At 67.1% G+C, this 23,678-nt stretch carries 21 protein-coding genes; 17 read left to right on the top strand and 4 right to left on the bottom strand.

From position 1 onward, the window contains the following. Positions 1–194: 194 nt before the first annotated feature. Entirely contained in the window at positions 195–1,409 is a 1,215-nt protein-coding gene (locus EV687_RS09900; protein WP_122230287.1) for a M20 aminoacylase family protein, read from the bottom strand. A 138-nt stretch (positions 1,410–1,547) separates the two neighbouring features. On the opposite strand from EV687_RS09900, the gene EV687_RS09895 reads away from it, so the two are divergent. Next, positions 1,548–2,771, top strand: coding sequence for a DUF445 domain-containing protein (locus tag EV687_RS09895; RefSeq protein WP_122230289.1), 1,224 nt, complete (start codon positions 1,548–1,550; stop codon positions 2,769–2,771). A gap of 34 nt (positions 2,772–2,805) precedes the next feature. Here EV687_RS09895 and pdxT read toward each other — a convergent pair whose 3' ends face one another. Continuing rightward, complete coding sequence (gene pdxT, locus EV687_RS09890) at positions 2,806–3,411, bottom strand: pyridoxal 5'-phosphate synthase glutaminase subunit PdxT (RefSeq protein WP_122230291.1); 606 nt, start codon at positions 3,409–3,411, stop codon at positions 2,806–2,808. A 2-nt stretch (positions 3,412–3,413) separates the two neighbouring features. Continuing rightward, positions 3,414–4,364 (bottom strand): pyridoxal 5'-phosphate synthase lyase subunit PdxS, encoded by a 951-nt coding sequence (gene pdxS, locus EV687_RS09885; RefSeq protein WP_122230293.1) that lies wholly within the window; start codon positions 4,362–4,364, stop codon positions 3,414–3,416. Between the two features lie 129 nt (positions 4,365–4,493). On the opposite strand from pdxS, the gene EV687_RS09880 reads away from it, so the two are divergent. The 14 genes from EV687_RS09880 (at position 4,494) to EV687_RS09815 (ending at position 20,764) form a co-directional block, all read left to right on the top strand. Then, a complete protein-coding gene (locus EV687_RS09880) occupies positions 4,494–5,927 on the top strand; it encodes an aminotransferase-like domain-containing protein (RefSeq protein WP_122230295.1) in 1,434 nt (477 codons plus the stop codon). A gap of 325 nt (positions 5,928–6,252) precedes the next feature. Continuing rightward, complete coding sequence (locus tag EV687_RS09875; RefSeq protein WP_122230297.1) at positions 6,253–7,218, top strand: isopenicillin N synthase family dioxygenase; 966 nt, start codon at positions 6,253–6,255, stop codon at positions 7,216–7,218. Between the two features lie 59 nt (positions 7,219–7,277). Beyond that, positions 7,278–8,285 (top strand): isopenicillin N synthase family dioxygenase, encoded by a 1,008-nt coding sequence (locus EV687_RS09870; RefSeq protein WP_122230299.1) that lies wholly within the window; start codon positions 7,278–7,280, stop codon positions 8,283–8,285. Further along, a complete protein-coding gene (locus tag EV687_RS09865; protein WP_122230300.1) occupies positions 8,282–8,668 on the top strand; it encodes a VOC family protein in 387 nt (128 codons plus the stop codon). Before EV687_RS09870 ends, EV687_RS09865 begins: the two co-directional genes overlap by 4 nt. A gap of 63 nt (positions 8,669–8,731) precedes the next feature. After that, positions 8,732–9,826: a BMP family ABC transporter substrate-binding protein gene (locus EV687_RS09860; RefSeq protein WP_122230302.1), complete on the top strand. Its 1,095-nt coding sequence runs from the start codon at positions 8,732–8,734 to the stop codon at positions 9,824–9,826. Between the two features lie 5 nt (positions 9,827–9,831). After that, positions 9,832–11,373, top strand: a complete 1,542-nt coding sequence (locus tag EV687_RS09855; protein ID WP_122230304.1) for an ABC transporter ATP-binding protein — start codon at positions 9,832–9,834, stop codon at positions 11,371–11,373. Beyond that, entirely contained in the window at positions 11,366–12,502 is a 1,137-nt protein-coding gene (locus tag EV687_RS09850) for an ABC transporter permease (RefSeq protein WP_122230306.1), read from the top strand. The genes EV687_RS09855 and EV687_RS09850 overlap by 8 nt, the downstream gene beginning before the upstream one ends. Then, entirely contained in the window at positions 12,502–13,428 is a 927-nt protein-coding gene (locus EV687_RS09845) for an ABC transporter permease (RefSeq protein ID WP_122230308.1), read from the top strand. The genes EV687_RS09850 and EV687_RS09845 overlap by 1 nt, the downstream gene beginning before the upstream one ends. A 344-nt stretch (positions 13,429–13,772) precedes the next feature. Further along, on the top strand, positions 13,773–14,816 hold the full coding sequence (locus EV687_RS09840; protein WP_122230310.1) for an isopenicillin N synthase family dioxygenase: 1,044 nt from the start codon (positions 13,773–13,775) through the stop codon (positions 14,814–14,816). A 42-nt stretch (positions 14,817–14,858) separates the two neighbouring features. After that, positions 14,859–15,968 carry a BMP family ABC transporter substrate-binding protein gene (locus tag EV687_RS09835; RefSeq protein ID WP_122230312.1) on the top strand — a complete coding sequence of 370 codons (1,110 nt, stop codon included), beginning with the start codon at positions 14,859–14,861 and terminating at the stop codon, positions 15,966–15,968. Further along, the gene (locus EV687_RS09830) at positions 15,965–17,521 is read left to right on the top strand and encodes an ABC transporter ATP-binding protein (protein ID WP_122230314.1); all 1,557 of its coding nucleotides are present in this window, start codon (positions 15,965–15,967) and stop codon (positions 17,519–17,521) included. The genes EV687_RS09835 and EV687_RS09830 overlap by 4 nt, the downstream gene beginning before the upstream one ends. Beyond that, positions 17,514–18,581, top strand: coding sequence for an ABC transporter permease (locus EV687_RS09825; protein WP_122230316.1), 1,068 nt, complete (start codon positions 17,514–17,516; stop codon positions 18,579–18,581). Before EV687_RS09830 ends, EV687_RS09825 begins: the two co-directional genes overlap by 8 nt. Then, positions 18,581–19,507 carry an ABC transporter permease gene (locus EV687_RS09820; protein WP_122230318.1) on the top strand — a complete coding sequence of 309 codons (927 nt, stop codon included), beginning with the start codon at positions 18,581–18,583 and terminating at the stop codon, positions 19,505–19,507. The genes EV687_RS09825 and EV687_RS09820 overlap by 1 nt, the downstream gene beginning before the upstream one ends. A 24-nt stretch (positions 19,508–19,531) precedes the next feature. Continuing rightward, positions 19,532–20,764, top strand: coding sequence for a PucR family transcriptional regulator (locus EV687_RS09815; RefSeq protein ID WP_122230320.1), 1,233 nt, complete (start codon positions 19,532–19,534; stop codon positions 20,762–20,764). Here the strand turns inward: EV687_RS09815 and rutR are convergent. Beyond that, positions 20,746–21,513, bottom strand: a complete 768-nt coding sequence (gene rutR / locus EV687_RS09810; RefSeq protein ID WP_122230322.1) for an HTH-type transcriptional regulator RutR — start codon at positions 21,511–21,513, stop codon at positions 20,746–20,748. The two genes, EV687_RS09815 and rutR, sit on opposite strands and share 19 nt — an antisense overlap. Before the next feature lie 281 nt (positions 21,514–21,794). On the opposite strand from rutR, the gene rutA reads away from it, so the two are divergent. Both rutA and rutB read left to right on the top strand, forming a co-directional pair. Beyond that, a complete protein-coding gene (gene rutA, locus EV687_RS09805) occupies positions 21,795–22,907 on the top strand; it encodes a pyrimidine utilization protein A (RefSeq protein WP_122230324.1) in 1,113 nt (370 codons plus the stop codon). Between the two features lie 10 nt (positions 22,908–22,917). Then, positions 22,918–23,676, top strand: coding sequence for a pyrimidine utilization protein B (gene rutB / locus EV687_RS09800; RefSeq protein ID WP_122230326.1), 759 nt, complete (start codon positions 22,918–22,920; stop codon positions 23,674–23,676). Positions 23,677–23,678 lie beyond the last annotated feature (2 nt).

Here is a 23,678-nt window from a genome sequence, read left to right as displayed (position 1 = left end):
ATCGGGGACGCCTCGACTGTAGGTGGAGCACAGGCCGGCCCGGGAGGGGCAAGCGCGCAGCCGCTTGTCGGAGAAGCGGGGTCGGCGCTGTCGGACAGCGCCGACGCGCCATGAGCGCCGCGCTGTGGCTGCAGGCCGTTCGGGTGTTGGCGGCCATTTGGCGCGGCCGCCGCCTTGCCTGGGTGAACGGGTGCCTACGCGTTGGAATGCTCGGCGAACCAGCGCTCGGCCAGCCGCACCCAGTAGGTGGCGCCCAGCGGCAGCAGCGTGTCGTTGAAGTCGTAGCTGGCGTTGTGCAGCGTGCACGGGCCGCCGCCGTGGCCGAGGGCGCGGTGGTCGCCATCACCATTGGCGATGAAACAGTAGGCGCCCGGTTTTTCCAACAGCATGAAGGAGAAATCCTCGGCGGCCAGCGAAGGCTCCTGCGGCAGGGCTTTCTCGGGGCCGACGATCTCGGCCATCACGCGCCGGGCCAGTTCGGCCTCGGCGGCGGTGTTGATGGTGGGCGGGTAGTTGCGGTGGAAGGTGAAATCGACGCTGCAGTCGAAGGCACGCGCGAAATCCTCGGCGATCTGGCGCATGCGGGTCTCGACCAGGTCCAGCATCTCGATGGTGAAGGTGCGCACCGTGCCTTGCAGCTCGCAGGTGTTGGGGATGACGTTGGTGGCTTCGCCGCCGTGGATCATGGTCACCGAGACCACCGCGGTCTCGATGGGCTTGACGTTGCGGCTGACGATGGTCTGGAAGGCCAGCACCATCTGGCAGGCCACCGGCATCGGGTCGACGGTCATGTGCGGCATGGCGGCGTGGCCGCCCTTGCCGCGCACGGTGATGCGGAATTCGTTGGACGAGGCCATCACCGGGCCGCTGCTGGAGGCCATGGTGCCTGCCGGCATGCCGGGCCAGTTGTGCATGCCGAAGACGGCATCCATCGGGAATCGCTCGAAAAGGCCTTCCTTGATCATCTCGCGCGCGCCGCCGCCGCCTTCCTCGGCGGGCTGGAAAATCAGGTAGATGGTGCCGTCGAAATCGCGGTGCGCCCCGTGCGCCCAGTGCTGGGCGGCACCCAGCAGCATGGCGGTGTGACCGTCGTGGCCACAGGCGTGCATCTTGCCGGCGATGGTGCTGGCGTGGGCAAAATTGTTGGCCTCCTGCATGGGCAGGGCGTCCATGTCGGCGCGCAGGCCGATGGCACGGCCGCTGGCGCCGCCGTCACGGCCCTGCACGATGCCGACCACACCGGTGGTGCCCAGGCCCCGGTCGCAGGGGATGCCCCAGGCGGCCAGGCGTTCGGCCACCAGATCGGCGGTACGCCGCTCCTCGAAGCACAGCTCCGGGTGGGCATGGATGTCCTTGCGGATCGTGGTGAGGGCGTCGGCCTGGCCGACGATAGAATCGATGAGCTTCATGATGGATCGCTTTGACTGGATCGCCTTGACGGATGAAAAACGAGTGTACCGGCTCCGCATGTCCCCCGCCAGCACGATAACCCCGGTGCGCGCACATGCACGTGTGCACGCACACGGTCGCAGGAAAGGCCGCTTTTCATGAAGCATCTCGCCCTGCTGCTCCTGCTGGCGGCTGCGCTGCTCTACATCGTGGCGACGGCACTGGCCGGCCGGCACCCGGCCTGGCCGTATGTGGCTGCGTTTGCCGAAGCCGGCATGGTGGGGGCGCTGGCCGACTGGTTCGCCGTGGTGGCGCTGTTTCGCCATCCGCTGGGCCTGCCGATTCCGCACACGGCGGTGATCGCCAACAACCAGCAGCGCATCGGCCGGGGGCTGGCCGATTTCCTGGACCAGAACTTCCTGGGTGCGGCGCTGGTGCGCGAACGCCTGGCCGGCTGGGACGCGGCGGCCTGGCTGGCCGGGTGGCTGTGCAAGCCGCAGAACGTGCGCACGCTCACGCAGCCGCTTCTGGCCAGTGCCGAGTTCGGCTTGCGCGCGCTCGACGAGGCGCATGTGAGGCAGTTCGTCACCAGCAACATCCGCACGGCGTTGCGGCAGCTTGATGTCTCGGCCAGCGCTGCCGCCATGCTCGATGCGCTGACGGCCGAGCAGCGCCACCAGGTGCTGCTCGACGATGTGCTGCGCCAGCTCGCCGGCCTGCTGCAGGGCGAGGCCGTGCAGCAGCAGATCAGCGAGGCGATCGCGCGCGAGCTGCGCGCGCTACGCTACCTGGCGCTGGACAAGGCGGCGGCGCGGCTGACGACGCGCAAGATCGTCGCCGCCGTGGCCCGCAACCTGGCCGAAATGGGCGAAAGCCCCGGGCACCCGCTGCGCCAGCGCTTCGACGAGGCGGTGCACCAGTGGATCCTGCAGCTCAAGGCCGACCCGGCGGTGCGCGAGAAAGCCAACCAGCTGCGCGACCAGTTGCTTGATCATCCGGCCCTGGGCGACTACCTCAACACGGTCTGGAACGATCTGCTGGCCTGGCTGGCCGATGACCTGCGCCAGCCCGGTTCGGGCGTGCGCCAGCGCCTCGAAGCGGCGGCCGCGCACCTGGGCGGCCAGTTGCAGGCGAGCGCGCCGATGCGCGACTGGCTCAACCGGCAGGTGCGCGAGATCGTGCCGCAGGTACTCGAACGCTACCGCCCGGCGATCCGCCGCTACGTGGCCGAACGCGTTGGCCAGTGGGATACGCGCGAGCTGGTGCGCGAGGTGGAAACCCACCTGGGCCGCGACCTGCAGTACATCCGCATCAACGGCACGCTGGTCGGTGGCCTGGTGGGACTGGTGATCCACTCCGTGACGCAGTGGTTCGTGGGCTGATGCCTCGCCCCAGCCGCCCCGCGCCGTATTGGAATCAGGGCGTCAGGCAGGCATCGACGAGCAACTGGTGCACACGTGTGTCGCTGCCCAGTTCGGGGTGGAAGGCGCAACCGATCACGCGGCCCTGGCGCACCAGCACCGGCGAGCCGCCGGCCCAGGCCAGCACTTGCGCCTCGGGCTGCCATTGCACGATGCGCGGCGCGCGGATGAACACCATCTCCAGCAGGCCGCCGGGCAGTTCCGATGGGCCGATGTGGATGTACGAATCGCGCTGGCGCCCGTAGGCGTTGCGCTGCACGGTCACATCCAGCAGCCCGAGGCTGGGCTGATCGGGCTGCACGTGTTGTGCCAGCAGGATCAGCCCCGCGCACGTGCCCAGACAGGGATGCGTTGCCGCGAAGTCCTTCAAAGCCGGCCAGAAGTCGCCCTGCTGCAGGAAATGCAGCAGCGTGGTCGATTCGCCGCCGGGCAGCACCAGCGCGTCAAGGCCTTGCAGGTCCTGCGGCAGGCGCACCTGGCGGGTGGCCACGCCCATATCGTGCAGCATGCGCTGGTGCGCCGTGTAGGCGCCTTGCAGCGCCAACACGCCAATGGTGATGCCGGTGCCAGCGCCGGTGGTGGGATTGGTGGCCGCGGCCATTGTCAGTCACCCCGTGATTGCAGCAGCGCCGTCGGCTCCAGCGAGGCCACCGCCAGGCCTTGCATGGCGCTGTCGCAATCGGCGCTGCATTCGGCCACGATGGCCGCGTCGTCGTAATGCGTGCAGGCGCGCACGATGGCACGGGCGCGCTGCTCGGCCTGTTCGGGCGTGGCATATTCCTGGCCGTTGTTCATGAAGATGCCCGAGCCGACGAAGATGGCCTGCGCGCCCAGTTGGCGCATCAGCGCGGCATCGGCCGGCGTGGCAATGCCGCCCGCCGAGAAGTTGGGCACCGGCAGGGCACCGGTCTGCGCCACCTGCCGCACCAGCTCCAGTGGCACGCGCAGGTCGCGCGCGGCCACATACAGTTCATCGGTGCGCAGCGCGGCGAGCGCGCGGATGTCGGCCATGATCTGGCGCATGTGCTTGACGGCGTGCACCACGTCGCCGGTGCCGGCCTCGCCCTTGGTGCGGATCATCGCCGCGCCTTCGGCAATGCGGCGCAGCGCCTCGCCCAGGTTGCGCGCCCCGCAGACGAACGGGATGGCAAAGGCTTGTTTGTCGATGTGATTCACCTCGTCGGCGGGCGTGAGGACTTCGCTCTCGTCGATGAAGTCCACCCCGAGGTGCTGCAGCACCTGGGCTTCGGCGAAGTGGCCGATGCGGGCCTTGGCCATCACGGGAATCGAGACGGTGGCCATGATCTCCTGGATCAGGCGCGGGTTGGCCATGCGCGCGACGCCGCCTTGGGCGCGGATCTGCGCCGGCACACGTTCGAGCGCCATCACCGCGCAGGCGCCGGCGGCCTCGGCGATACGGGCCTGCTCGGTGGTGCAGACGTCCATGATGACGCCGCCCTTGAGCATCTCGGCCAGGCCGATCTTCAGGCGCTGCGCATCCGAGAGCGCGGGTTGGGATAAGGCGGAGGGCGTGGTGCGGGTGTCGCTGGTCATGGTTCAGCAGTCAGGGGTGGAAAGTCTTGCATGGTAGGCAAGGCCGGGCCGCCGCAACAGCTATGATTGCGGTACGGTTTGAACAAACCGTACTGATCAACTGCCAGTACGGTTCCCTTCCCCGATACCATGCCCGAAACCCCCATTCCCGGCCAGCCACAGCTGCAGCCAACGGCCGACCATGGCGTCGCATCCACGCGCGTCGAGCAGGTCATGCGCGATATTCGCCAGCGCATCGAGGGCCGCAGCTTGTGCGCCGGCAAGCGCCTGCCTTCGATCCGCGCACAGGCCGAAGCGTTGGGCGTGGCGCGTTCGACCGTGGTGGATGCCTATGCACGGCTGGTGGCCGAAGGGGTCATCGAGTCGCGCCCCGGCTCGGGCTTCTACGTGGGGCGGCAGCTCACGCCGTTCAGCGTCGCCGAGGTGCAGCCCGGCATGGCACCGCAGAGTGACCCGGTCTGGGTGACGCGCCAGTCGCTGCTGGCCGATGCCGCCAGCCTCAAGCCCGGCTGCGGCTGGCTGCCCGAGACCTGGATGCCTGAGCAGGACATCCGCCGCGCGCTGCGCACGCTCTCGCGCCGTGCGCTCGCGCCGCTGACCGGCTATGGCACGCCGCAGGGCTCGCCGCAGCTGCGCCAGCTGCTCTCGCACCGGCTGGCCGAGCGCGGCGTCAAGGCGGCGCCCGCGCAGCTGATGCTGACCGAATCGGGCACGCAGGCGGTGGACCTGCTGTGCCGCTTCCTGCTGCAGCCGGGCGACACCGTGCTGGTGGACGATCCGTGCTATTTCAGCTTCCAGGCCATGCTGCGCGCGCACCGTGCCGAGGTCGTCAGCGTGCCGTACACGCCGCAGGGGCCGGATCTCGTCGCGCTGGCGCAGTGCCTGGCGCAGCACCGCCCGCGCCTCTATCTCACCAACGCGGCGCTGCACAACCCCACCGGGGCCAGCCTCAGCCTGGAGGTGGCGCACCAGGTGCTGGTGCTGGCTGCGCAGCATGAGCTGACCATCATCGAGGACGACGTGTTCGCCGACTTCGAACACCACCCCGCGCCGCGCCTGGCCGCGCTCGACGGCCTGCAGCGCGTGGTGTACGTGGGCAGCTTCTCCAAGACGCTGTCGGCTTCGGTGCGAGTCGGCCACATTGCCACGCGCGCGGACTGGATCAGCCAGCTGGTGGACCTGAAGCTCGCCACTGCATTCGAATCCGGCCACTTCTCGGCCGAGCTGCTGCACACCCTGCTGGCCGGAGGTACCTACCAGCGCCACATGAACGGCTTGCGCGCGCGGCTGGCCGATGCGATGGGACTGACCATCGAGCGCCTGCAGCGGCTTGGCATCCAGCCCTGGCACCGGCCGCAGGCCGGCATGTTCCTGTGGTGCCGGCTGCCGGACGGCGTCGATGCCGCGGACCTCTCGCAGCGGGCCTTGCTGCAACACCGCATGGTGCTGGCGCCGGGCAATGCCTTCAGCCTGTCGCAAAGCGCTGGCAGCTTCATGCGCTTCAATGCCGCGCAGTGCCTCGATCCGGCGATCGGCCGCGCGCTGGGGGCCTTGCTGGCCTGATGGGCTGCTGCTGCGCCGCTGGCGGCGTGGCGCCCCCCGCGCGGCCATTTTCCGGGCCGACTGATCTGCGCCCCCATGCACAAGGAAAGTGCCTGAATCAGCGCACGGGGCGCGAACGCACCACATGGGGCGGCGCTTTACGCTGTTGATGCACCAGCTGCAGTCAGGTTCAGCCGGATCACATGGCTTGTGGCGGCCTGCGAACGGCTGATCCCCTGTCAAATTATTCCATCTGGTCTGTTTTTGTCCGTTTGGTCAGTATGGGCACGCTTCTTGCTCAGCTTCGCGGGAACAGTGTCGTTCTTGCTCACGCAAAGGGAAGACCATGCAATCGATTCCGCTCATTGATCTCCAGGGGAACATCGACAGCCAGCATCCTACCGCCGATGCGGTTGCCAAGGTGCTTTACGAGGCGCTCAGCACCATCGGTTTCGCCTACATCTGCGGGCACAACGTTGATCCTGCGGTGCGTGTCAGTGCCTTCGAGGCTTCCCGGCGCTTCCATGCCTCCGATCTGGCGCTCAAACAGTCGCTGGCCGTCAATGCGTTCCACCGCGGTTACATCGGCATGGCGACCGAAACCATCCGGACCTCGTCCGTGGCCAAGGTGACCCGCCCCAACATGAGCGAATCGCTGATGCTGATGCACGAACTGGCCGCCGATGATCCGGCTCTGCTGGCAGGCGAGCCGATCCAGGGACCCAACCAATGGCCGCAGTGGCTGCCGGGCTTCCGTCCCGCCATCGAGGCTTATATCGCGCAGGTCGACGCGCTGGGGCGCTACATCATCCGTCTGGTCGCCATGGGGCTGGACATGCCCGATACCGCGCTGGACAGCTTCTTCGAGAAGCCGACGACCTTTCTGCGCCTGCTGCACTACCCGCCCCAGGCGCCGCAGGAGGATGTGCAAATGGGTTCGGCACCCCACACCGACTATGGCGTCATCACGCTGCTGGCGCAGGACGATTCCGGCGGCCTGCAGGTGCGCCCGGTGGGTGGAGATTGGATCGAGGCGCCACCCATCCCGAACGCCTATGTGCTCAATGTGGGCGACATGCTCTCGCGCTGGACCAACGGGCGTCTGGTCTCGACGCCGCACCGGGTCATCAACCGTTCGGGTGGCGACCGCTACTCGATGCCTTACTTCCTCGACCCAAACATGAAGAGCCGCATCGAATGCCTGCCAGCATGCATCGACGCCGAGCACCCGCCCCAGTTTCCGCCCGTGGTCTATGGCGATTACCTGATGGAGCGGCTGAACCGCAACCACGACTACCGCAAGGCGGCCTGAGCCCAGGTTTTGCCGTTTGGCCGGCCCACCTCGTTTCCCCTGCCTTTCCAGGAAAAACCATGATCTTGCAACATGTTCCCATCATTGACCTGCAACCATATTTCTCCGGTACGTCCGAAGGCAAGGAGAAAGTAGCGGAGGCCGTCGACCAGGCGTGCCGCAGCATCGGGTTTCTGGTCATCGTCAATCACCAGATTCCCCGGGAATTGATCGAACGCGTGTATGTGCTGACGCGCCGGTTCTTCGCGCTGCCGCTGGAGGAAAAGCGCAAGGTGGACCGTCCCAGTCCGGACATGGTGCGCGGCTATTCGGGCGTGGCCGAGGAAGGCCTCTCGTACTCGCTCGAGGAAGAGGCGCCGCCCGACCTCAAGGAATCATTCTCGATCGGGCCCAGCAACGTGCCCGACGATGAATACCACCGCGGCAAAGCGGCCGGCCCGCACTTCGCGCCCAACGTCTGGCCCGAGAACCTGCCGGGCTTCAAGGAGGCCTACGAGGAGTACTTCCAGGTCATGAGCGAGCTGGCTGCCGCCATGATGCGCATCTTCGCCCTGGCACTGAAGTTGCCGGAACACTACTTCGACGACAAGATCGACGAGCACATCAGCATGTTCCGCAGCCTCAGCTATCCGCACCTCAAGGATGGCATCCAGCCCGGACAGATGCGCGCCGGCGCGCACACCGACTATGGCAGCATGACCATCGTGCGTCCGGACAGCGCGCGTGGCGGCCTCCAGGTCTGCAACCGCGATGGCAACTGGGTCGACGTGCCGCACGTCGAGGACGGTTTTGTTGTCAACATTGGCGACCTGATGATGCAGTGGACCAACGATGAGTGGATCTCGACGCTGCACCGCGTTATCAACCCGCCCGAGGACAGCACCTCCGATGACAAGCGCCAGTCGCTGGTGTTCTTCCACCAGCCCAACTATGACGCCGTGATCGAATGCCTGCCCGGCTGCAGCAGCGCCGCCAATCCACCTCACTACCGCCCCATCACCTCCGGCGATCACCTGCACTCCAAGTTCGTCAAGCAGACCACCTTCGGAAAAGGCATCGCAGCATGAGCACGCTCTCCTATGTCAACGTCTTTGCCCGCGACATCGAGGCGCTCAGCGCTTTTTACAGCCAGCTGTTCGGCTTCCCGGAGATTGAGGCGATCCGCTCGCCGATCTTTCGCGGCCTCGATACCGGCAAGTCCTGCCTGGGCTTCAACGCCCATGACGCCTATGAAATGCTGCATCTGGCCGAGCATGCCGATTCCCGGGGCGTGAAATTCTTGCTGAACATCGACGTGGACAGTCCGCAGGAGGTCGACCGGCTGGTGCCGGTGGCCCAGGCGCAGGGGGCCACACTCGTCAAGCCTCCCTACAAGACCTATTACAACTGGTACCAGGCCGTGCTGCTGGATCCGGAGCAGAACGTCTTTCGCATCAATCACATGCTGTGACCCCCGGCCCTTGACGACCCCTTTCCCCCACCCCTGAAATCCGAACCCATGGAGGTACGTGACATGTCCCATCGCTTTCTGCCCGCCTTGGCCTGCGCCGCATGCCTGACCGTCAGCGTCGCCATGCCGGCGCTGGCCCAGGACGGCCTGACCCTGAAAGAGCCGATGAAAATCGCCATGCTCTACATCAGCCCCCGCAATGACGGCGGCTGGACCCAGGCGTTTGACGAGGCGCGCCAGAAGATCGAGAACGAGCTGGACGTGAAGATCCAGTACGTCGAGAGTGTGCCGGAGAACGCCTCGGCGATCCGCCCGACGGTCGAGCGCCTGATCCAGCGCGGTGCCAATGTGGTGATCGGCACGGCCTTCGGCTATTCGGACACCTTCAAGGAGCTGGCCACCAAGTACCCGCAGGTGGCGTTCCTCAATGCCTCGGGCACGACCAGTGCGCCCAATCTGCTGTCCTTCAATGGCCGCACCTACGAGAGCCAGTACCTGTGCGGCATGGCCGCGGCGGCCAGTTCCAAGAGCGGCAAGCTCGGCTATGTGGCGGCCAATCCGGTTGGCCCGGTCAACTGGGCCATCAACGGGTTCGCACTGGGTGCGCAGTCGATCAACCCTGCCGCCACGGTGACGGTGATCTACACCGGCGCCTGGAACGACCCGGTCAAGGAGCGCGCCGCCGCCACCGCGCTGCTCGATGCCGGCGCCGATGTGCTGGGGCAGCACGTCGACAGCCCGACGCCGCAGATCGTCGCGCAGGAGCGCGGCGCCCACGGCACCGGCCACCACCGCGACATGCGCGAGTTCGCGCCCGAAGCCACCGTCTGCTCGTCGGTCTGGGTATGGGACCGCTTTCTGATTCCCGAACTCAAGAAGGTTGCCGCTGGCGACTGGAAGCCCAATCCGAACGGCGCGCTGCTGTCGATGCAGGAAGGTGGCACTGACGCCGCCTGCTGCGGACCGGCGGTTCCCGCTGAGCAGGCCGAGCGCATCATGGCCGCCCGCGAGGAATTCCTCAAGGGCGAGAAGACGCTCTACAGCGGCCCCATGTCCGATCGCGACGGCAATGAGCGCATCGCCGCCGGCGCGGTGATGCCCGATGCGCAGCTCTGGCAGATGGACTGGTTCGTCAAGGGTGTGATCACGCAGGACTGACCGCCATGGCCGCCCACAATGCGCTTGAACTGCGGAACGTCAGCAAGTCGTTCGACGGCTTCCAGGCGCTCTCGCAGGCCAGCTTCACGGTCCGCTGGGGCGAGGTGCATGCGCTGCTTGGCGAGAACGGCGCGGGCAAGTCATCGCTGATGAACATCGCCGCCGGCCTGTACGCGCCCGAGAGCGGGGAGATGCTCATCGACGACAACCCGGTACGCCTGGGCGGTCCGAGCGATGCCAGCCGGCACCGGATCGGCATGGTGCACCAGCATTTCAAGCTGGTGCGGCCCTTCAGCGTGGCCGAGAACATTCTGCTGAGCCTGCCGGCCAGCCCGGAGGCACCGGTCACGCACACGAAGCGGCTGGCCTGGGTGTGCCGCCGCATCGAGGCCAAGGCCGCCGAACTCGGCTTCGAGATCGATCCGGCCAAATCCACGCTGGCCCTGTCGATCGCCGAGCAGCAGCGGGTCGAGATCCTCAAGGTGCTGCTGGCGGGTGCGCGCATCCTGATCCTCGATGAGCCGACCGCAGTGCTCACCGACCAGGAGGCGCAGCGCCTGCTGGCCACGATGCAAGCACTGGCGCGGCAGGGCGCGGCGGTGGTGCTGGTCACGCACAAGATGGCCGATGTCAAGCGCTTTGCCGACCGGGTTACCGTGATGCGGGGCGGCCGGACCATCGAGACCCTGGCGCCAGGTGATGCGTCCGAGGATGATCTGGTGCGACTGACCGTGGGCGAGTCGTCGCCGCGGGTGGCATATGAACCGGGCCAGCCGGGCGAGGTGCGGCTGACGGTGCGGCAACTGCGTGTGCCATCCGGCAGTGCCACCGGCTCCGGCGGGCAGGAGGCGGTGCCGGGTGGTGTGGACCTGCAACTGCGCAGCGGCGAGATCTACGGCATCGCTGGTGTGGGCGGCAATGGCCAGGGAGAGCTGGCCAACGCCCTGATGGGCATTCCTCAGCCCTGCGAAGGCAGTGCCGAACTGGCCGGGTTCGGCGACCTCCTGCACGCCAGCGGTCGCCAGCGCCACGAACTGCGCATCGCCTGCATTCCGGCTGATCGCTATGGTGCGGCCCTGGCCGCAGGGCTGTCGGTTTCGGAGAACCACGGCGTTGGCCAGGTGGCCGATGGCGCCTATGGCCCCTGGTGGTGGCTGGACCGGCGGCGCATGGACCGGGCTGCCGCCGCGGCGGTGGCGCAGTTCGACGTGCAGGGCGTGCGGTTGCTGCGCCAGAAGGCCGCACTGCTGTCCGGCGGCAATGCGCAGAAACTGGTGATCGCACGGGAGTTCGGCCGCCGGCCGCAACTGGTGCTGGTGCACAGCCCGAGCCGCGGCCTGGACGTCAAGGCCAGCCAGGCCGTGCATGCACGGCTGCGCGCCGCACGCGATGCGGGAGCGGCCGTGCTGCTCATCAGCGAGGATCTCGATGAGGTGCTGGGCCTGGCCGACCGCATCGGTGTCATGAACAAGGGCCGCATCGTCGCGGAGTTCGGCCGGCCTGCCGATCGGCAGGCCATAGGAAAGGCGATGGTCTCTCATGCCTGAACAAGCCACTCTTTCATCCGGAACCGCCGCGCCGGCACGCGCCACCGAGGCGCGCCAGCCGCTGTTCACGCGCCGCTACACCATCGAAATTCGCCAGCAGATGCCCTGGTGGCAGCAAGCCGCCATCATCGCGCTGTCGCTGCTGGTCGGCCTGGGGATCTCGGTCGCCATCCTGGTGGCTGCCGGTGTGCCTGCCGATGAGCTGCTCAATGAATTCGTCGTCATGACCGTGCTGGACAGCCAGAGCCTCAAGGCCGTGCTGTTTCAGGCCGCACCGATGATCCTGGTCGGGTTGGCCGGTTGCGTGGCCTTCCGGGCGCGGTTCTGGAATCTCGGGCTCGAAGGGCAGATGATCTGGGGCGGCATCGCCGCCACCGCGGTGTCGCTCTTCGAGGTGGGGCCGCCCGCGTTGCGCCTGCCCTTGATGATGCTGGCCGCCTGCCTGGGAGGCCTGGCCTGGGTGATAGTGCCCGCGCTGCTGAAGATCCGCCTGCAGGTCAACGAGATCATCTCGACCCTGATGCTCAATTACGTGGCCGGCAATTTCCTGCTGCATCTGGTCTATGGCAGCTGGAAGGATCCCAAGGACGCCTTTCCCTATTCGCCGCAGTTCCGTCCTTTCGAGCGGCTGCCGGATGTGCTCGACGGCATCAGCCTGGCGGTGCCGATCGCGGCCATCGTCGCGTTGCTGGCGCTGTGGCTGCTCAACGTCTCCAGGGCCGGCCTGTACCTGCGCTTCGTCGATGCCAGCACCCGGGTTGCCACGGCGGTGGGTGTGCCGGTCGTCGGCATCACGCTCGCGGCGGTGCTCGGATCCGGCGCACTGGCCGGGCTGGCCGGCTTGCTGGTGACGGCTGGCCAGGAAGGGCGCCTGACCCAGTCGTTCTACCTGGGCTATGGCTTCTCCGGCATCCTGATCGCCTTTCTGGCGCGCAACAACCCGGTTGCGGCACTGGTGGTGGCGCTGCTGATGGCCATGCTGTTCGTGGCCGGGCGCAGCCTGCAGGTGTTCTACCAGATCCCCTTCTCGATGGTGCAGCTGATCCAGGCCATCCTGGTGATCTGCGTCGCGTCGTCGGACTTCTTCATCCGCCATCGCGTCCGGCGGGTTCAATCGGGAGCGGTGTGATGGACATGGTAGCCAACTGGCTGGGCAACGCCCCTGTATTCGTGGTGCCCTTTGCGCTGGCGGCGCTGGGCCTGATCATCACCGAGAAGTCGGGTGTGCTGGCCATCGGCGCGGAAGGCTTGATGCTGGTCGGCGCGCTCGCGGGTATTGGCGCGCAACTGCATTTCGGCGAGGTCGGCCTGTCGCTGTGCATCGCCATGCTGGCAGCCGCGCTCGTCTCGCTGCTGTTTGCCTTCATGGTGCTGGTGTTGCGGCTCAACCAGATCATTGCCGGCCTGGCCCTGGTGTTCTTCTGCCAGGGGCTCACGGGCCTGCTGGGCACTCTGCTGGAGTGGACCAACCGGCCCGTGCAGGGCCTGCCGGCCTGGGGCCTGTGGCCCTTGTCGGAGTTGCCGCTGGTCGGCAAGCTGTTCGTGCAGAACCCGCTGGTCTATGCCACGCCCCTGCTGTTCCTGGCCGTGGTCTGGGTGTTCGAGCGCACCACCACCGGCATGCGGCTGCGCGCGGTTGGCGAGAATCCGCAGGCCGCCGATGCGGCGGGCATCTCGGTGACCGGCATGCGGCTGGGGGCCATCGTGGCCGGCGCGATGCTGATCGGCCTGGCCGGTGCCTACATCTCGGTGGTCAGCACCAAGCTGTGGATTGCCGACATGACCGGTGGGCGCGGCTGGATCGCAGTGGCGCTGGTGATCTTCTCGCGCTGGTCGCCCTGGAAGGCGCTGGCGGGCGCGGTGCTGTTCGGCTGCATCGAGGCGCTGATCCCGCAACTGGCGGCCAGCGGCGTCAAGCTGCCGCAGTATTTCATGATGATGACGCCTTACATCGTCACGCTGGTGGTCATGGTGCTGGTGGCGCGAAGCGGCATGGCGCGGCAGGCCCAGCCTTCGGCGCTGGGCCTGCCGTTCACGCGCGAGGAACGCACCTGAGCGACCCAAAACCTGCGCTCTTTTCATCGCGCCTAGCCATGCTGGCAGACGTGGGCACAAGCGCCGGTCGGGAGGCCATGCCATGCGCCAGGCTGGCGTTGCGGCTACGCGACATGGCAATCCCGGTTTTGAGGCACATCGGCACCGAGGCAGCACTACTTTGGATCGGATTTGTCAGTAGGGCACAAAGGTCGGGGGCGCAGCGACGATAAACACCGGAATGATTTGTGCAGTTTGCACAAATCGTGTGGTGAAAAAGCCGGTGGTGGTGGTGAACGGTCCCGCCTGGCCAACTGGCATGTCCCTTGCATTGGGGGGATACGCTGAATCCACAGGATGCATCTATGCAAACCATCACCACAGGCAATGGCCCGCGCAGCTTCAACCCCTCGGGCCTGCAGGCCAGGCAGGCCCCGTTCTCGGAGATCCCGGTGATCGACTTCGCCCCGATGTTCGGCGGTGACGCGGCGGCCCGCGCACAGGTCGGCGAGGCGGTGCGCAAGGCCTGCACGGAGGTGGGGTTCTTCTATGCGCGCGGGCATGGTGTGCCGCAGGGCCTGATCGAAGGTACCTTTGCCGCCGCGCAGGATTTCTTTGCGCTGCCGCTGGAGGACAAGATGGCCATCCACGTCGGCAACTCCGAGAACATGCGAGGCTATACCCCCATGCTTGGCGAGAACACCAATACCGAGAGCAAGGGCGACATGCACGAAGGTTTCGACCTCGCGCTGGAGGTGCCGCAGCAGGACCCGGACGTGCAGGCCGGCGTGTTCGGCTACGGCCCCAATCAGTGGCCGGCGGCTTTGCCGGGGTTCCGGCCGGCGCTGCTGGCGTATCACGCCGCGATGATTGCGTTCGGTCACCGCATTTTTGCCGCTTTCGCGCTGGCGCTGGAGTTGCCCGAGGACTTCTTCGAGGCCTACCTGGACAAGCCGATGGCGCACATGCGGGTGCTGTCCTATCCCAGCCAGGACGGGCCGATCGACGAGGCGCAGATCGGCATCGGCGCGCATTCCGACTACGAGTGCTTCACCATCCTCTGCACCGACGAGGTTCCGGCATTGCAGGTACTCAACAGCGCGGGCGAATGGATTCAGGCGCCACCGCTGCCGGGCTGCTTCATCGTCAATGTGGGCGACCTGATGGCGCGCTGGACCAATGACTACTTCGCCTCGACGCTGCACCGTGCCATCAATACCTCGGGGCGCCAGCGCTACTCGATCCCCTTTTTCTTCGGCACCAGTTCCAAGCGGGTGATCGAGGTTCTGCCCAGTTGCCAGAACGCCGACTGGCCGCCGCGCTATCCACCGATCAGCACCGGCGACTACATCCGCTCGCGTTTTGACGACACCTATTTCCATCGGCAGGGCGACGCCCCGGCGCCCTGAACCCGGCATCCCGCGTCCACACCCCAACCACCTGGAGCCCCCATGAACCAGAGCCCCTTCTTTTCCGCCGGTCGCCGCGCCCTGTTGCTGGCCGGTGCCGCGCTGCTGACGGCCACCGCCGTTCCCGCCGCCGAGGCCTTCAAGCTCGACGGGCCGCCCAAGATCGCCTTCATCTACGCCGCCACGGCGCGCGACGGCGGCTGGAACGAGGCCATGGACAATGCGCGCCAGATCGTTGCGCAGGAGCTGGGTTATCCGGTGGCGGCGGCCGAGAGCATCGCCGAGGAGGCCAGCGCGCTGAAGAACGCCATCGACCTCTATGTGCAGCGCGGCTTCAACATCATCGTCACCACTTCCTACGGCTACTCCGACGGAGTGCTGGAGGCTGCGCAGAAGTACCCGGGCGTGGCCTTCCTGGCGGCCTCCGGCACCACCAATGCCGCCAACCTGGAGAGTTTCTACGCCCGTACCTACGAGGCTTGGTACCTGGCCGGCATGGCTGCCGGCGCGGTCAGCCAGAGCAAGACGCTGGGCATGCTCGGCGGCTTTCCGGTCTCGGTGGTCAACTGGGACATCAATGGCTTCACACGCGGCGCGCAGGCCGTCGATCCGGCCATCAGGACGATCGCGCTCTACACCAACTCCTGGTGGGATCCGGCCAAGGAAGGGCAGGCCGCGCAATCCATCCTCGAGCAGAATGCCGACGTGATCGCCAACAACCTGTCGTCGGCGGCGCCGTTCACCATGGCCGAGAAGGCGGGCAAGGCCTCGGTGGGCTTTCAGCTCGACATGAGCAAGCTCGCTCCCAAGGGGCACCTCACCTCAGTGGTGTTCCATTGGGACAAGCACCTCGTGCCCACCATCCGCCAGATCGTCGGTGGCCAATGGACGCCGACGGAGCATGGCGCCTTCCCAGGCATGAAGGAAGGTGTGGTCGACATCACTCCGCTGGGCGACAAGGTACCCGCTGGGGCGCGCGAGCGCATTGCCCAGGCGCGCCAGCAGATCCTCGATGGCAGCCTGGCGCCATTTGCCGGGCCGCTTCTCAAGCAGAACGGCGAGGTGGCCGTGGTTGAGGGCCAGCACCCCGATGATGCCACGCTGTGGGCCATGGACTACCTGATCCAGGGCATCACAGGAAGCGTTCGATGACACACACCGCCGCGCCGCCGCTGCTGGAGCTGTGCGGTCTCTCGAAGCGTTTCGGCGACCGCCCGGTGCTGCAGCGCGCCAGCCTGGAGCTGCGCCAGGGCGAGGTGCATGCCCTGCTGGGCGAGAACGGCGCGGGCAAGTCCACGCTGATGAACATTCTCACCGGCGTCTACCAAGCCGACGAGGGCCATATATTGCTGCGCGGCGAGCGCCTGCCGGTGCGCAGGCCGGCCGACGCCATCGCCGCCGGCATCGGCATGGTGCACCAGCACTTCCGGCTGGTGGAGCGCTTCAGCGTGGCCGAGAACCTGCTGCTGGCCGCCGGTGGCCGGCGCGAGTTGCGCACCGTGCCGCAGGCCGTGGCCGCGCTGCGGCAGGCGGCCGGTCAGACCGGCCTGGGCATCGACCCGGCCCGTCGTGTGGCCGATCTCTCGGTGGCCGAGCGCCAGCGCGTGGAGATCTGCAAGATCCTGGCGCTGGGCGCGCGCATCCTGGTGCTCGACGAGCCCACGGCCGTGCTGACCGACCGCGAGGCCGCCGACATGCTGGCGGCCATGAACCGCATGGCCGAGGGCGGCTGCAGCATCATCCTGATCACCCACAAGCTGCGCGAGGTCGTTGGCCACAGCCAGCGTCTGACCATCATGCGGCAGGGCCGCACCGTCGCCTCCAACCTGGCCACCGACGCGCTGTCGCAGGCCGCGATCGCGGCATTGATGGTCGGCGAGCATCCGGATGGCCCGCAGCGCCAGCCCAGCTCCCGCATCGCCAATGGCCCGGACCTGCTCAACACCCAGGCGTTGTGCGTGCGCCGGCCCGATGGCGGCGTTGGCATCGTGGACCTGAGCCTGCGGGTGCGTGCCGGTGAGATCGTCGGCGTTGCCGGCGTGGGTGGCAATGGCCAGCAACAGCTGGCCGACGCCCTGCTGGGCACGGCCCGCGTGGAGGCCGGCAGCATCGAACTCGACGGCGCCCGCGTCAACGACGCCAGCGTGGCCCGGCGCCGCGACCTGGGCCTGCGCATCATCCCTTCCGATCGAGCCGCCAGCGGCCTGATCGGCGAACTGCCGGTGGCCGACAACCTGGCCCTGACGCGGGTGCGCACGGGCCGCTACCGGCGCTGGTGGCTGGACCGGTGGCGCATGCGTGCCGATGCGCAGGCCAGCATTGCGCAGCATGACATCGCCGGGGCGCGACCCGACACGCGCACCAGCCTGCTGTCCGGCGGCAATGCGCAGAAAGTGCTGCTGGCGCGCGAGCTGGATGCGGACATGCGTCTGCTGATCGCTCATTCGCCCACGCGGGGCCTGGATGTCAAGGCCTGCGCCAGCGTGCATGCGGCCATTCGCGCCGCCGCTGCCAGGGGCGCGGCCTGTCTGCTCATCAGTGAAGACCTGGAGGAGGTGCTGGCCCTGTCGGACCGCATCGTGGTCATCAGCGCCGGCCGCATCACCGGCGAATGCCCCGGCGGCGCCAGTGCCGAGCGGGTAGGGCATCTGATGCTGGGGACGGCCGGCGCGGCGCTGGGGGAGGCGGCCGCGCACCATGCCTGAGTACACCTTTGCGCTGCAGCGGCGCTTGGCGGTTTCCACGCCGCGCGCCGTGCTCACCTTCACGGGCGGCCTGCTGGTGGGCATCGTGCTGGGCCTGCTGTTGCTGATGGCCGTTGGCGTGCCGGCGCAGGCGCTGTTCGACGACCTGGTCGTGCAGGTCTTCCTGCGCCAACAGGGCTTGGCGCAGACCCTGACGCTGAGCGTGCCGCTGGTGCTGGCCGGACTGGCCTCGGCCGTGGCCATGCGGCTGAAATTCTGGAACATCGGCATCGAAGGCCAGCTATGGCTGGGCGCCATCGGTGCCACCGCAGTGGCGCTGCATGGCTTCGGCCCGCCAGTCCTGCGGCTGCCGCTGATGCTGCTGGCGGCGGCGCTGTGCGGCGCCGCCTGGATTGCACTGCCGCTGCTGCTGAGGCTGCGGCTGCAGGTGAGCGAGCTGGTGGTGACGCTGCTGATGTCCAACATCGCCTATCTGTTGCTGCAGCACCTGCTGTTCGGGGCCTGGCGTGATCCGGCCAACAGCTTTCCGGTCTCGCCCCGCATCGGCCCGGAAGGGCGGCTGGCGCTGCTGGGAATGGGCAATCTGCACAGCGGCATTGTCGTTGCGTTGCTCGCGGCGCTACTGGTGGCGGCGCTGTTGGAGCGCAGCCGCGCCGGCTTCCATGCCAATGCCATCGGTGCCAATGCGCAGGTGGCCAGGGCGGCCGGCATCCCGGTGACCGCCACGCTGGCGGGCATGGTGCTGCTGTCGGGCGCGCTGGCCGGGCTGGCCGGCGGCATCATCGTCAGCGGCACCGAGTACCGGCTGACGCAAAACATCGGCTGGAACATGACGTTCAGCGGCATCGTGGTGGCCTTCATCGCGCGGCTCAAGCCGCTGTGGGTGGTGCCGGTGGCCTTCGTGCTGGGCGGCCTCTACAACGCCGGCGGCACGCTCAAGGTCTTCTATGGCCTGTCGGAGGCGGTTGTGCTGCTGCTGCAGGGTGTCATCCTGATGAGTCTGCTGGTGTGCCTGTTCTTTGCGCACTTTCGCATCGATGCCAGAAAGGAGCCGGCCTGATGGATCTCGCTTTTCTGAGCGGCTGGCTCGGCAGCGTACCGCTGGCGGCCATGCCCCTGCTGCTGGCCTGTGTCGGCCTGATCCTGTCGGAGCGCGCCGGCGTGGTCAGCCTGGGTATAGAAGGCTATCTCGCCATGGGGGCGATGACCTCGGCGGTGCTCATTCTGCAGGGCGCGCCGGTGTGGCTGGGCGTGGCCGCGGCCATGCTGGCCGGCATGCTGCTGGCGCTGGGCTTTGGTGTCGCGGTGGTCCTCATGCGGGCCGAGCAGGTGCTGGCGGGCCTGGCCACCATGGCGATCGGCCTGGGGCTGGCGGGCCTGCTCGGACGCTCCCAGGTGCACCGCCCATTCGAGGGGCTGGCGCCACTGGATGTCGGCGCGCTGGCGGGGCTGCCCCTCATCGGGCCGCTGCTGTTCCGCCAGGATGCGCTGACCTACGGCGCGCTGGCACTGTGCCTGCTGCTGGGATGGGCCCTGGCACACACCCGGCTGGGCCTGCGGATCCGGGCCGTGGGCGAAGACCCGGCCACCGCCGATGTGGCCGGCGTCAACGTGCCATTGCACCAGTTGCTGGCAGTGGCCTGCTGCGGTGCGCTGGGAGGCCTGGCGGGCGCCTACCTGTCGGTGGTGGCCAGCAATGTCTGGGTCGAGAACATGGTGGCCGGACGCGGCTGGATTGCGCTGGCGCTGGTGATCTTTGCGCGCTGGAGCCCGGTGCGGGCAATCTTCGGCGCGTTCTTCTTCGGCGCGGTGGAGGCCTTGCTGCCACGGCTGCAGGCCATCGGCTGGGAAGCGCCGGTGTACCTGATGGGCATGCTGCCTTACGCCTTGACCATCCTGGTGCTGGCGATTTCTGCCTGCCGGGCCGGCCATGCGCAGGAGCCGGCGGCGCTGGGCGTGGCTTACCTGCGGCAGGACCGGCGCTGAAGGCCTTGCCAGGGGAGTGGGTACATGCTCAGGATCGCCGACATTCTTGCGCTGCCCGGCCTGCACGAGCTGCGTCTGCGTGCAGGTGCGGCGGGCCTCGACCATGTGGTGCGCTGGCCGTATGTGGCGGAAAACGAGGGCATTGCCGACTGGGTCATGGGCGGTGAGCTGGTGTTCGTCACCGGCATCAACCACCCTCGCCAGGAGGCCAATCTGCTGCAACTGGTGCGCGAAGCGCACCAGCAGCGGGTCGCCGGCATGGTCATCCTGACGGGGGAGGAATTCATTCGCGCCATTCCCGTGGCCGTGGTGGCTGAGGCCGAGCGGCTCTCGCTGCCCCTGCTGGAGCAGCCTTACCAGCTCAAGATGGTGGTGGTGACGCAGGCCATCGGCACGGCGCTGGTGCAGGCGCAGATGCTGGGACGGTCGCGCCAGCATGTCCTCGAGCAACTGCTCGAGGGCGGCTACCAATCCCTGGAGGTGCTGCTGCAGCGCGCCCGCAGCCTGGCATTGCCGCTGGCGGTGCCGCGCCAGCTCGCCCTGTTCCGGCTGGCCGGTGGCGAACAGCTCTTCACCGATGATGCGCCGCTGCAGGCGGAATCACGACTGCAGGGGTATCGCCAGCAATTGCATGACGAGATCGAACAGGTGGTCGCCGGGCTGGGGGATGCGCTGGCGCTGATCTGCCAGGGCGAGCACTGGATTGCGCTGCTGCCCGCCGCCGATGCGCAGCAGGGGCGGCATAACCGCCAGCGCATGCAGGCGCTGCTGGTGCGGGCCAACACACGGCTGGCGCCGCTGCGCCTCTTCCTGGGTCTGAGCGCCACCGGCCACCTGCCGCAGCACTATGCAGCAGGGCTGGGCGAGGCGCGCCAGGCGCTGGTGGTGGCGCAATCCTTCCCGGAGCGGCTGGGCCTGTCCTGCTTTGGCGAACTGGGGGTGCTGGAGCTGCTCAGTGCGGTGCGCGACCGCCAGTTGCTCGACCGTTTCGTTGCCGCCGTGCTGGGCGCGCTGATTCACGATGATGGCCGCCACAGCCCGGTGCTGATGCCCACGCTGGAGGCCTGGCTCCAGTGCAATGGCAATCTGGCGCTGGCGGCTCAGCGCCTGCAGGTGCACCGCAATACCCTGGGCTACCGGTTGCAGCGCATCGAGACATTGACGGGCCGCTCCCTGGGCGACCATCACCACCGGCTCGACCTGACGGTGGCCCTGATGATCTGGCGCCTCTCGGCCTATCAGCCGGCGCCAGCCTGATCGAGCATGGCCGGCCCCACCGGGGTGTTGGCAAGGGCACCGTGGAGCACGATGCGCTGCACGTTCTGCACGGTTTCCTCGAAGAAGTCGGCATCCTGCAGGGTGCGCCCGGTCACGGCCTCGACCTGCACCGCAAAGTCGGCGTAATGCTGGGTGGTGGCCCACAGGGCGAAGATGAAATGGTATGGGTCCACCGGGGCCATGGCCCCTCGTTCGACCCAGTTGCGGATGACGGTGGCCTTGCGCCGGACCAGGTCATTGAGCTCGCTGACCAGGATCGGCGAGAGCAGCGGCGCGCCCTGGATCATCTCCAGGCAGAACAGGCGTGAGGCCTGGGGCTGATCGCGCGAGGCTTCCAGCTTGCGGCGGATGTAGTCGCCCACCACCTGCTGCGGATCCTGTTCGTCGCTGAAGCCCTCCAGTGGCACCAGCCACCACGTCAGGTGCTCATGCAGCACCTTGACGTACAGGTCTTCCTTGTTGGAAAAGTAGTAGAGCAGGTTGGTCTTCGAGACGTCCGCGAGCGTGGCGATCTGGTCCAGGCTGGTGCCATGCAGGCCAAAGCGGGAGAACTGATCGAGCGCGGCCTCCGTGATGGCTCTGCGCTTTTCCTCGACCTTGCGCTGGCGTCGGCGCGAACTTGCGGCGCGGGCCGATTCGGTGCTGGCACGACCAGGCGTCGCCGCCGGGCGACTCGATGGGGTGCGCTGCTCGGGAAAATCTTCGGCCTGCTGGGTGCGTTTTCTCATAGGTGTTGTGATCCTCGGCGGGGGAGCGTCTCTATCTCTTGTATGGGGAGGATACGACAAACAGGCCGGCCCCAGGTGGATGCGGGCCGCCCCAGGCTTGGGCGATGCCCGCACCAGTTGGAGGCTGCTTTTGGAACTGAGTGATCCAGAATGGATCATTTGGTAAAAAATAAACGGAATGAATAATTAACATATTGATTTTATTTAATAAAAAAACTGGCATCTGAATTGCTTTAGGCCTGCCATACGGATCCTTCACATCTTAGTCAGGACAGGCAGGTATGAAAGTTGGTGTCTTCATCCCCATCGGTAACAACGGTTGGCTTCTGTCGGAGAATGCGCCGCAATACAAGCCCAGCTTTGCGCTCAACAAGGAGATCGTGCTGGCGGCCGAGCATTACGGCCTGGATTTTGCGCTGTCGATGATCAAGCTGCGCGGCTTTGGCGGCAAGACGGAATTCTGGGACTACAACCTGGAGTCGTTCACGCTGATGGCCGGGCTGGCGGCCGTGACCAGCAAGATCAAGCTGTATGGCACGGCGGCGTCGCTGGTCATGTCGCCGGCCATCGTGGCCCGCATGGCCGCGACCATCGACTCCATCTCCAACGGGCGCTTCGGCGTGAACCTGGTCACCGGCTGGCAGCGGCCCGAGTATTCGCAGATGGGCATGTGGCCCGGCGACGAGTTCTTCTCCACCCGCTACAACTACCTGACGGAGTATGTGCAGGTGTTGCGCGACCTGTGGGGCACCGGCCGCTCCGACTTCAAGGGCGAGCACTTCACGATGGAGGACTGCCAGGTCAAACCCGTGCCGCAGGTGCCAATGAAGGTCATCTGCGCGGGCCAGAGCGACGCGGGCATGGCGTTCTCGGCCAAGTATGCGGACTACAACTTCGCCTTTGGCAAGGGAGTCAATACGCCCAAGGCCTTCGCGCCCGCCGCCGAGAAGCTGATTGCGGCCACGGCCCAGACCGGCCGGCACGTCACGACCTTCGTGTTGATGATGGTGATCGCCGACGAAACCGATGAGGCCGCCCGTGCCAAGTGGGAGCATTACAAGGCCGGTGCCGACCAGGTGGCCATTGCCTGGCTGGGCGAGCAGGGCGCGGCCGACACGCGCTCGGGTAGCGACACGAATGTGCGCCAGATGGCCGATCCCACGTCGGCCGTTAACATCAACATGGGAACACTGGTGGGGTCCTATGCGAGTGTGGCACGCATGCTCGATGAAATGGCCGAGGTGCCCGGCACCGAGGGTGTGCTGCTCACCTTCGATGACTTCGTCGCTGGCGTGCGCAACTTTGGCGAACGCATCCAGCCGCTGATGCGCAGCCGGGTCGGTGCCGACTCCCCCGTGCCATCCCGGGCGGTGGCCGTCGCATCGGCGGCCTGAGGGGACACGCATGCAGGAAAAGAACCGCACCCTCACATCGAACACGCCGGTGGGACTGCCCTACGCCGACGGCGATCCACTGCGCCGTGTGCTGCCGGCGCGGCCGGAGCCGGTGACCTTCCGCACCGATGACACGGCCGTCATCGTGGTCGACATGCAAAACGCCTATGCCTCGCTGGACGGCTACGTGGACAAGGCCGGCTTTGACATTTCCGGCGCACAGGGCGTGATCGCCAACATCCAGCGCACGGTGGACGCCGCGCGCGCCGCGGGCATCCAGGTGGTGTTCCTGCAGAACGGCTGGGACGCGCGCTATGTCGAGGCTGGCGGGCCTGGCTCGCCGAACTGGCACAAGTCCAACGCGCTCAAGACCATGCGCGCCAGGCCCGAACTGCATGGCCGGTTCCTGGCCAAGGGAGGGTGGGACTATGCGCTGGTCGATGCGCTTGCGCCGCAGCAGGCCGACATCGTCGTGCCCAAGACACGCTACAGCGGCTTCTTCAACAGCACGCTCGACAGCACGCTGCGCGCGCGCGGCATCCGCAACCTGGTATTCACCGGCATTGCCACCAACGTCTGCGTTGAATCGTCGATTCGGGATGCGTTCCATCTCGAATATTTCTGCGTGATGCTCGAGGACGCCACCCATGAACTGGGCGGCCCGGCCATCCAGGCGGCCAGCGTCTACAACGTCGAGACCTTCTTCGGTTGGGTCTCCAGCGTCGAAGCCTTCTGCCTTGCCGCGGCCGCCGGCGCCGGCAAGGCATGAAC

The sequence above is a fragment of the Corticibacter populi genome, assembly GCF_004217315.1.
Taxonomy (GTDB): Bacteria; Pseudomonadota; Gammaproteobacteria; order Burkholderiales; family Burkholderiaceae_C; genus Lampropedia; species Lampropedia populi.
The sequence above is the reverse complement of the archived record's forward strand: the minus strand, read 5'-3'. Positions and strand labels throughout refer to the sequence as shown.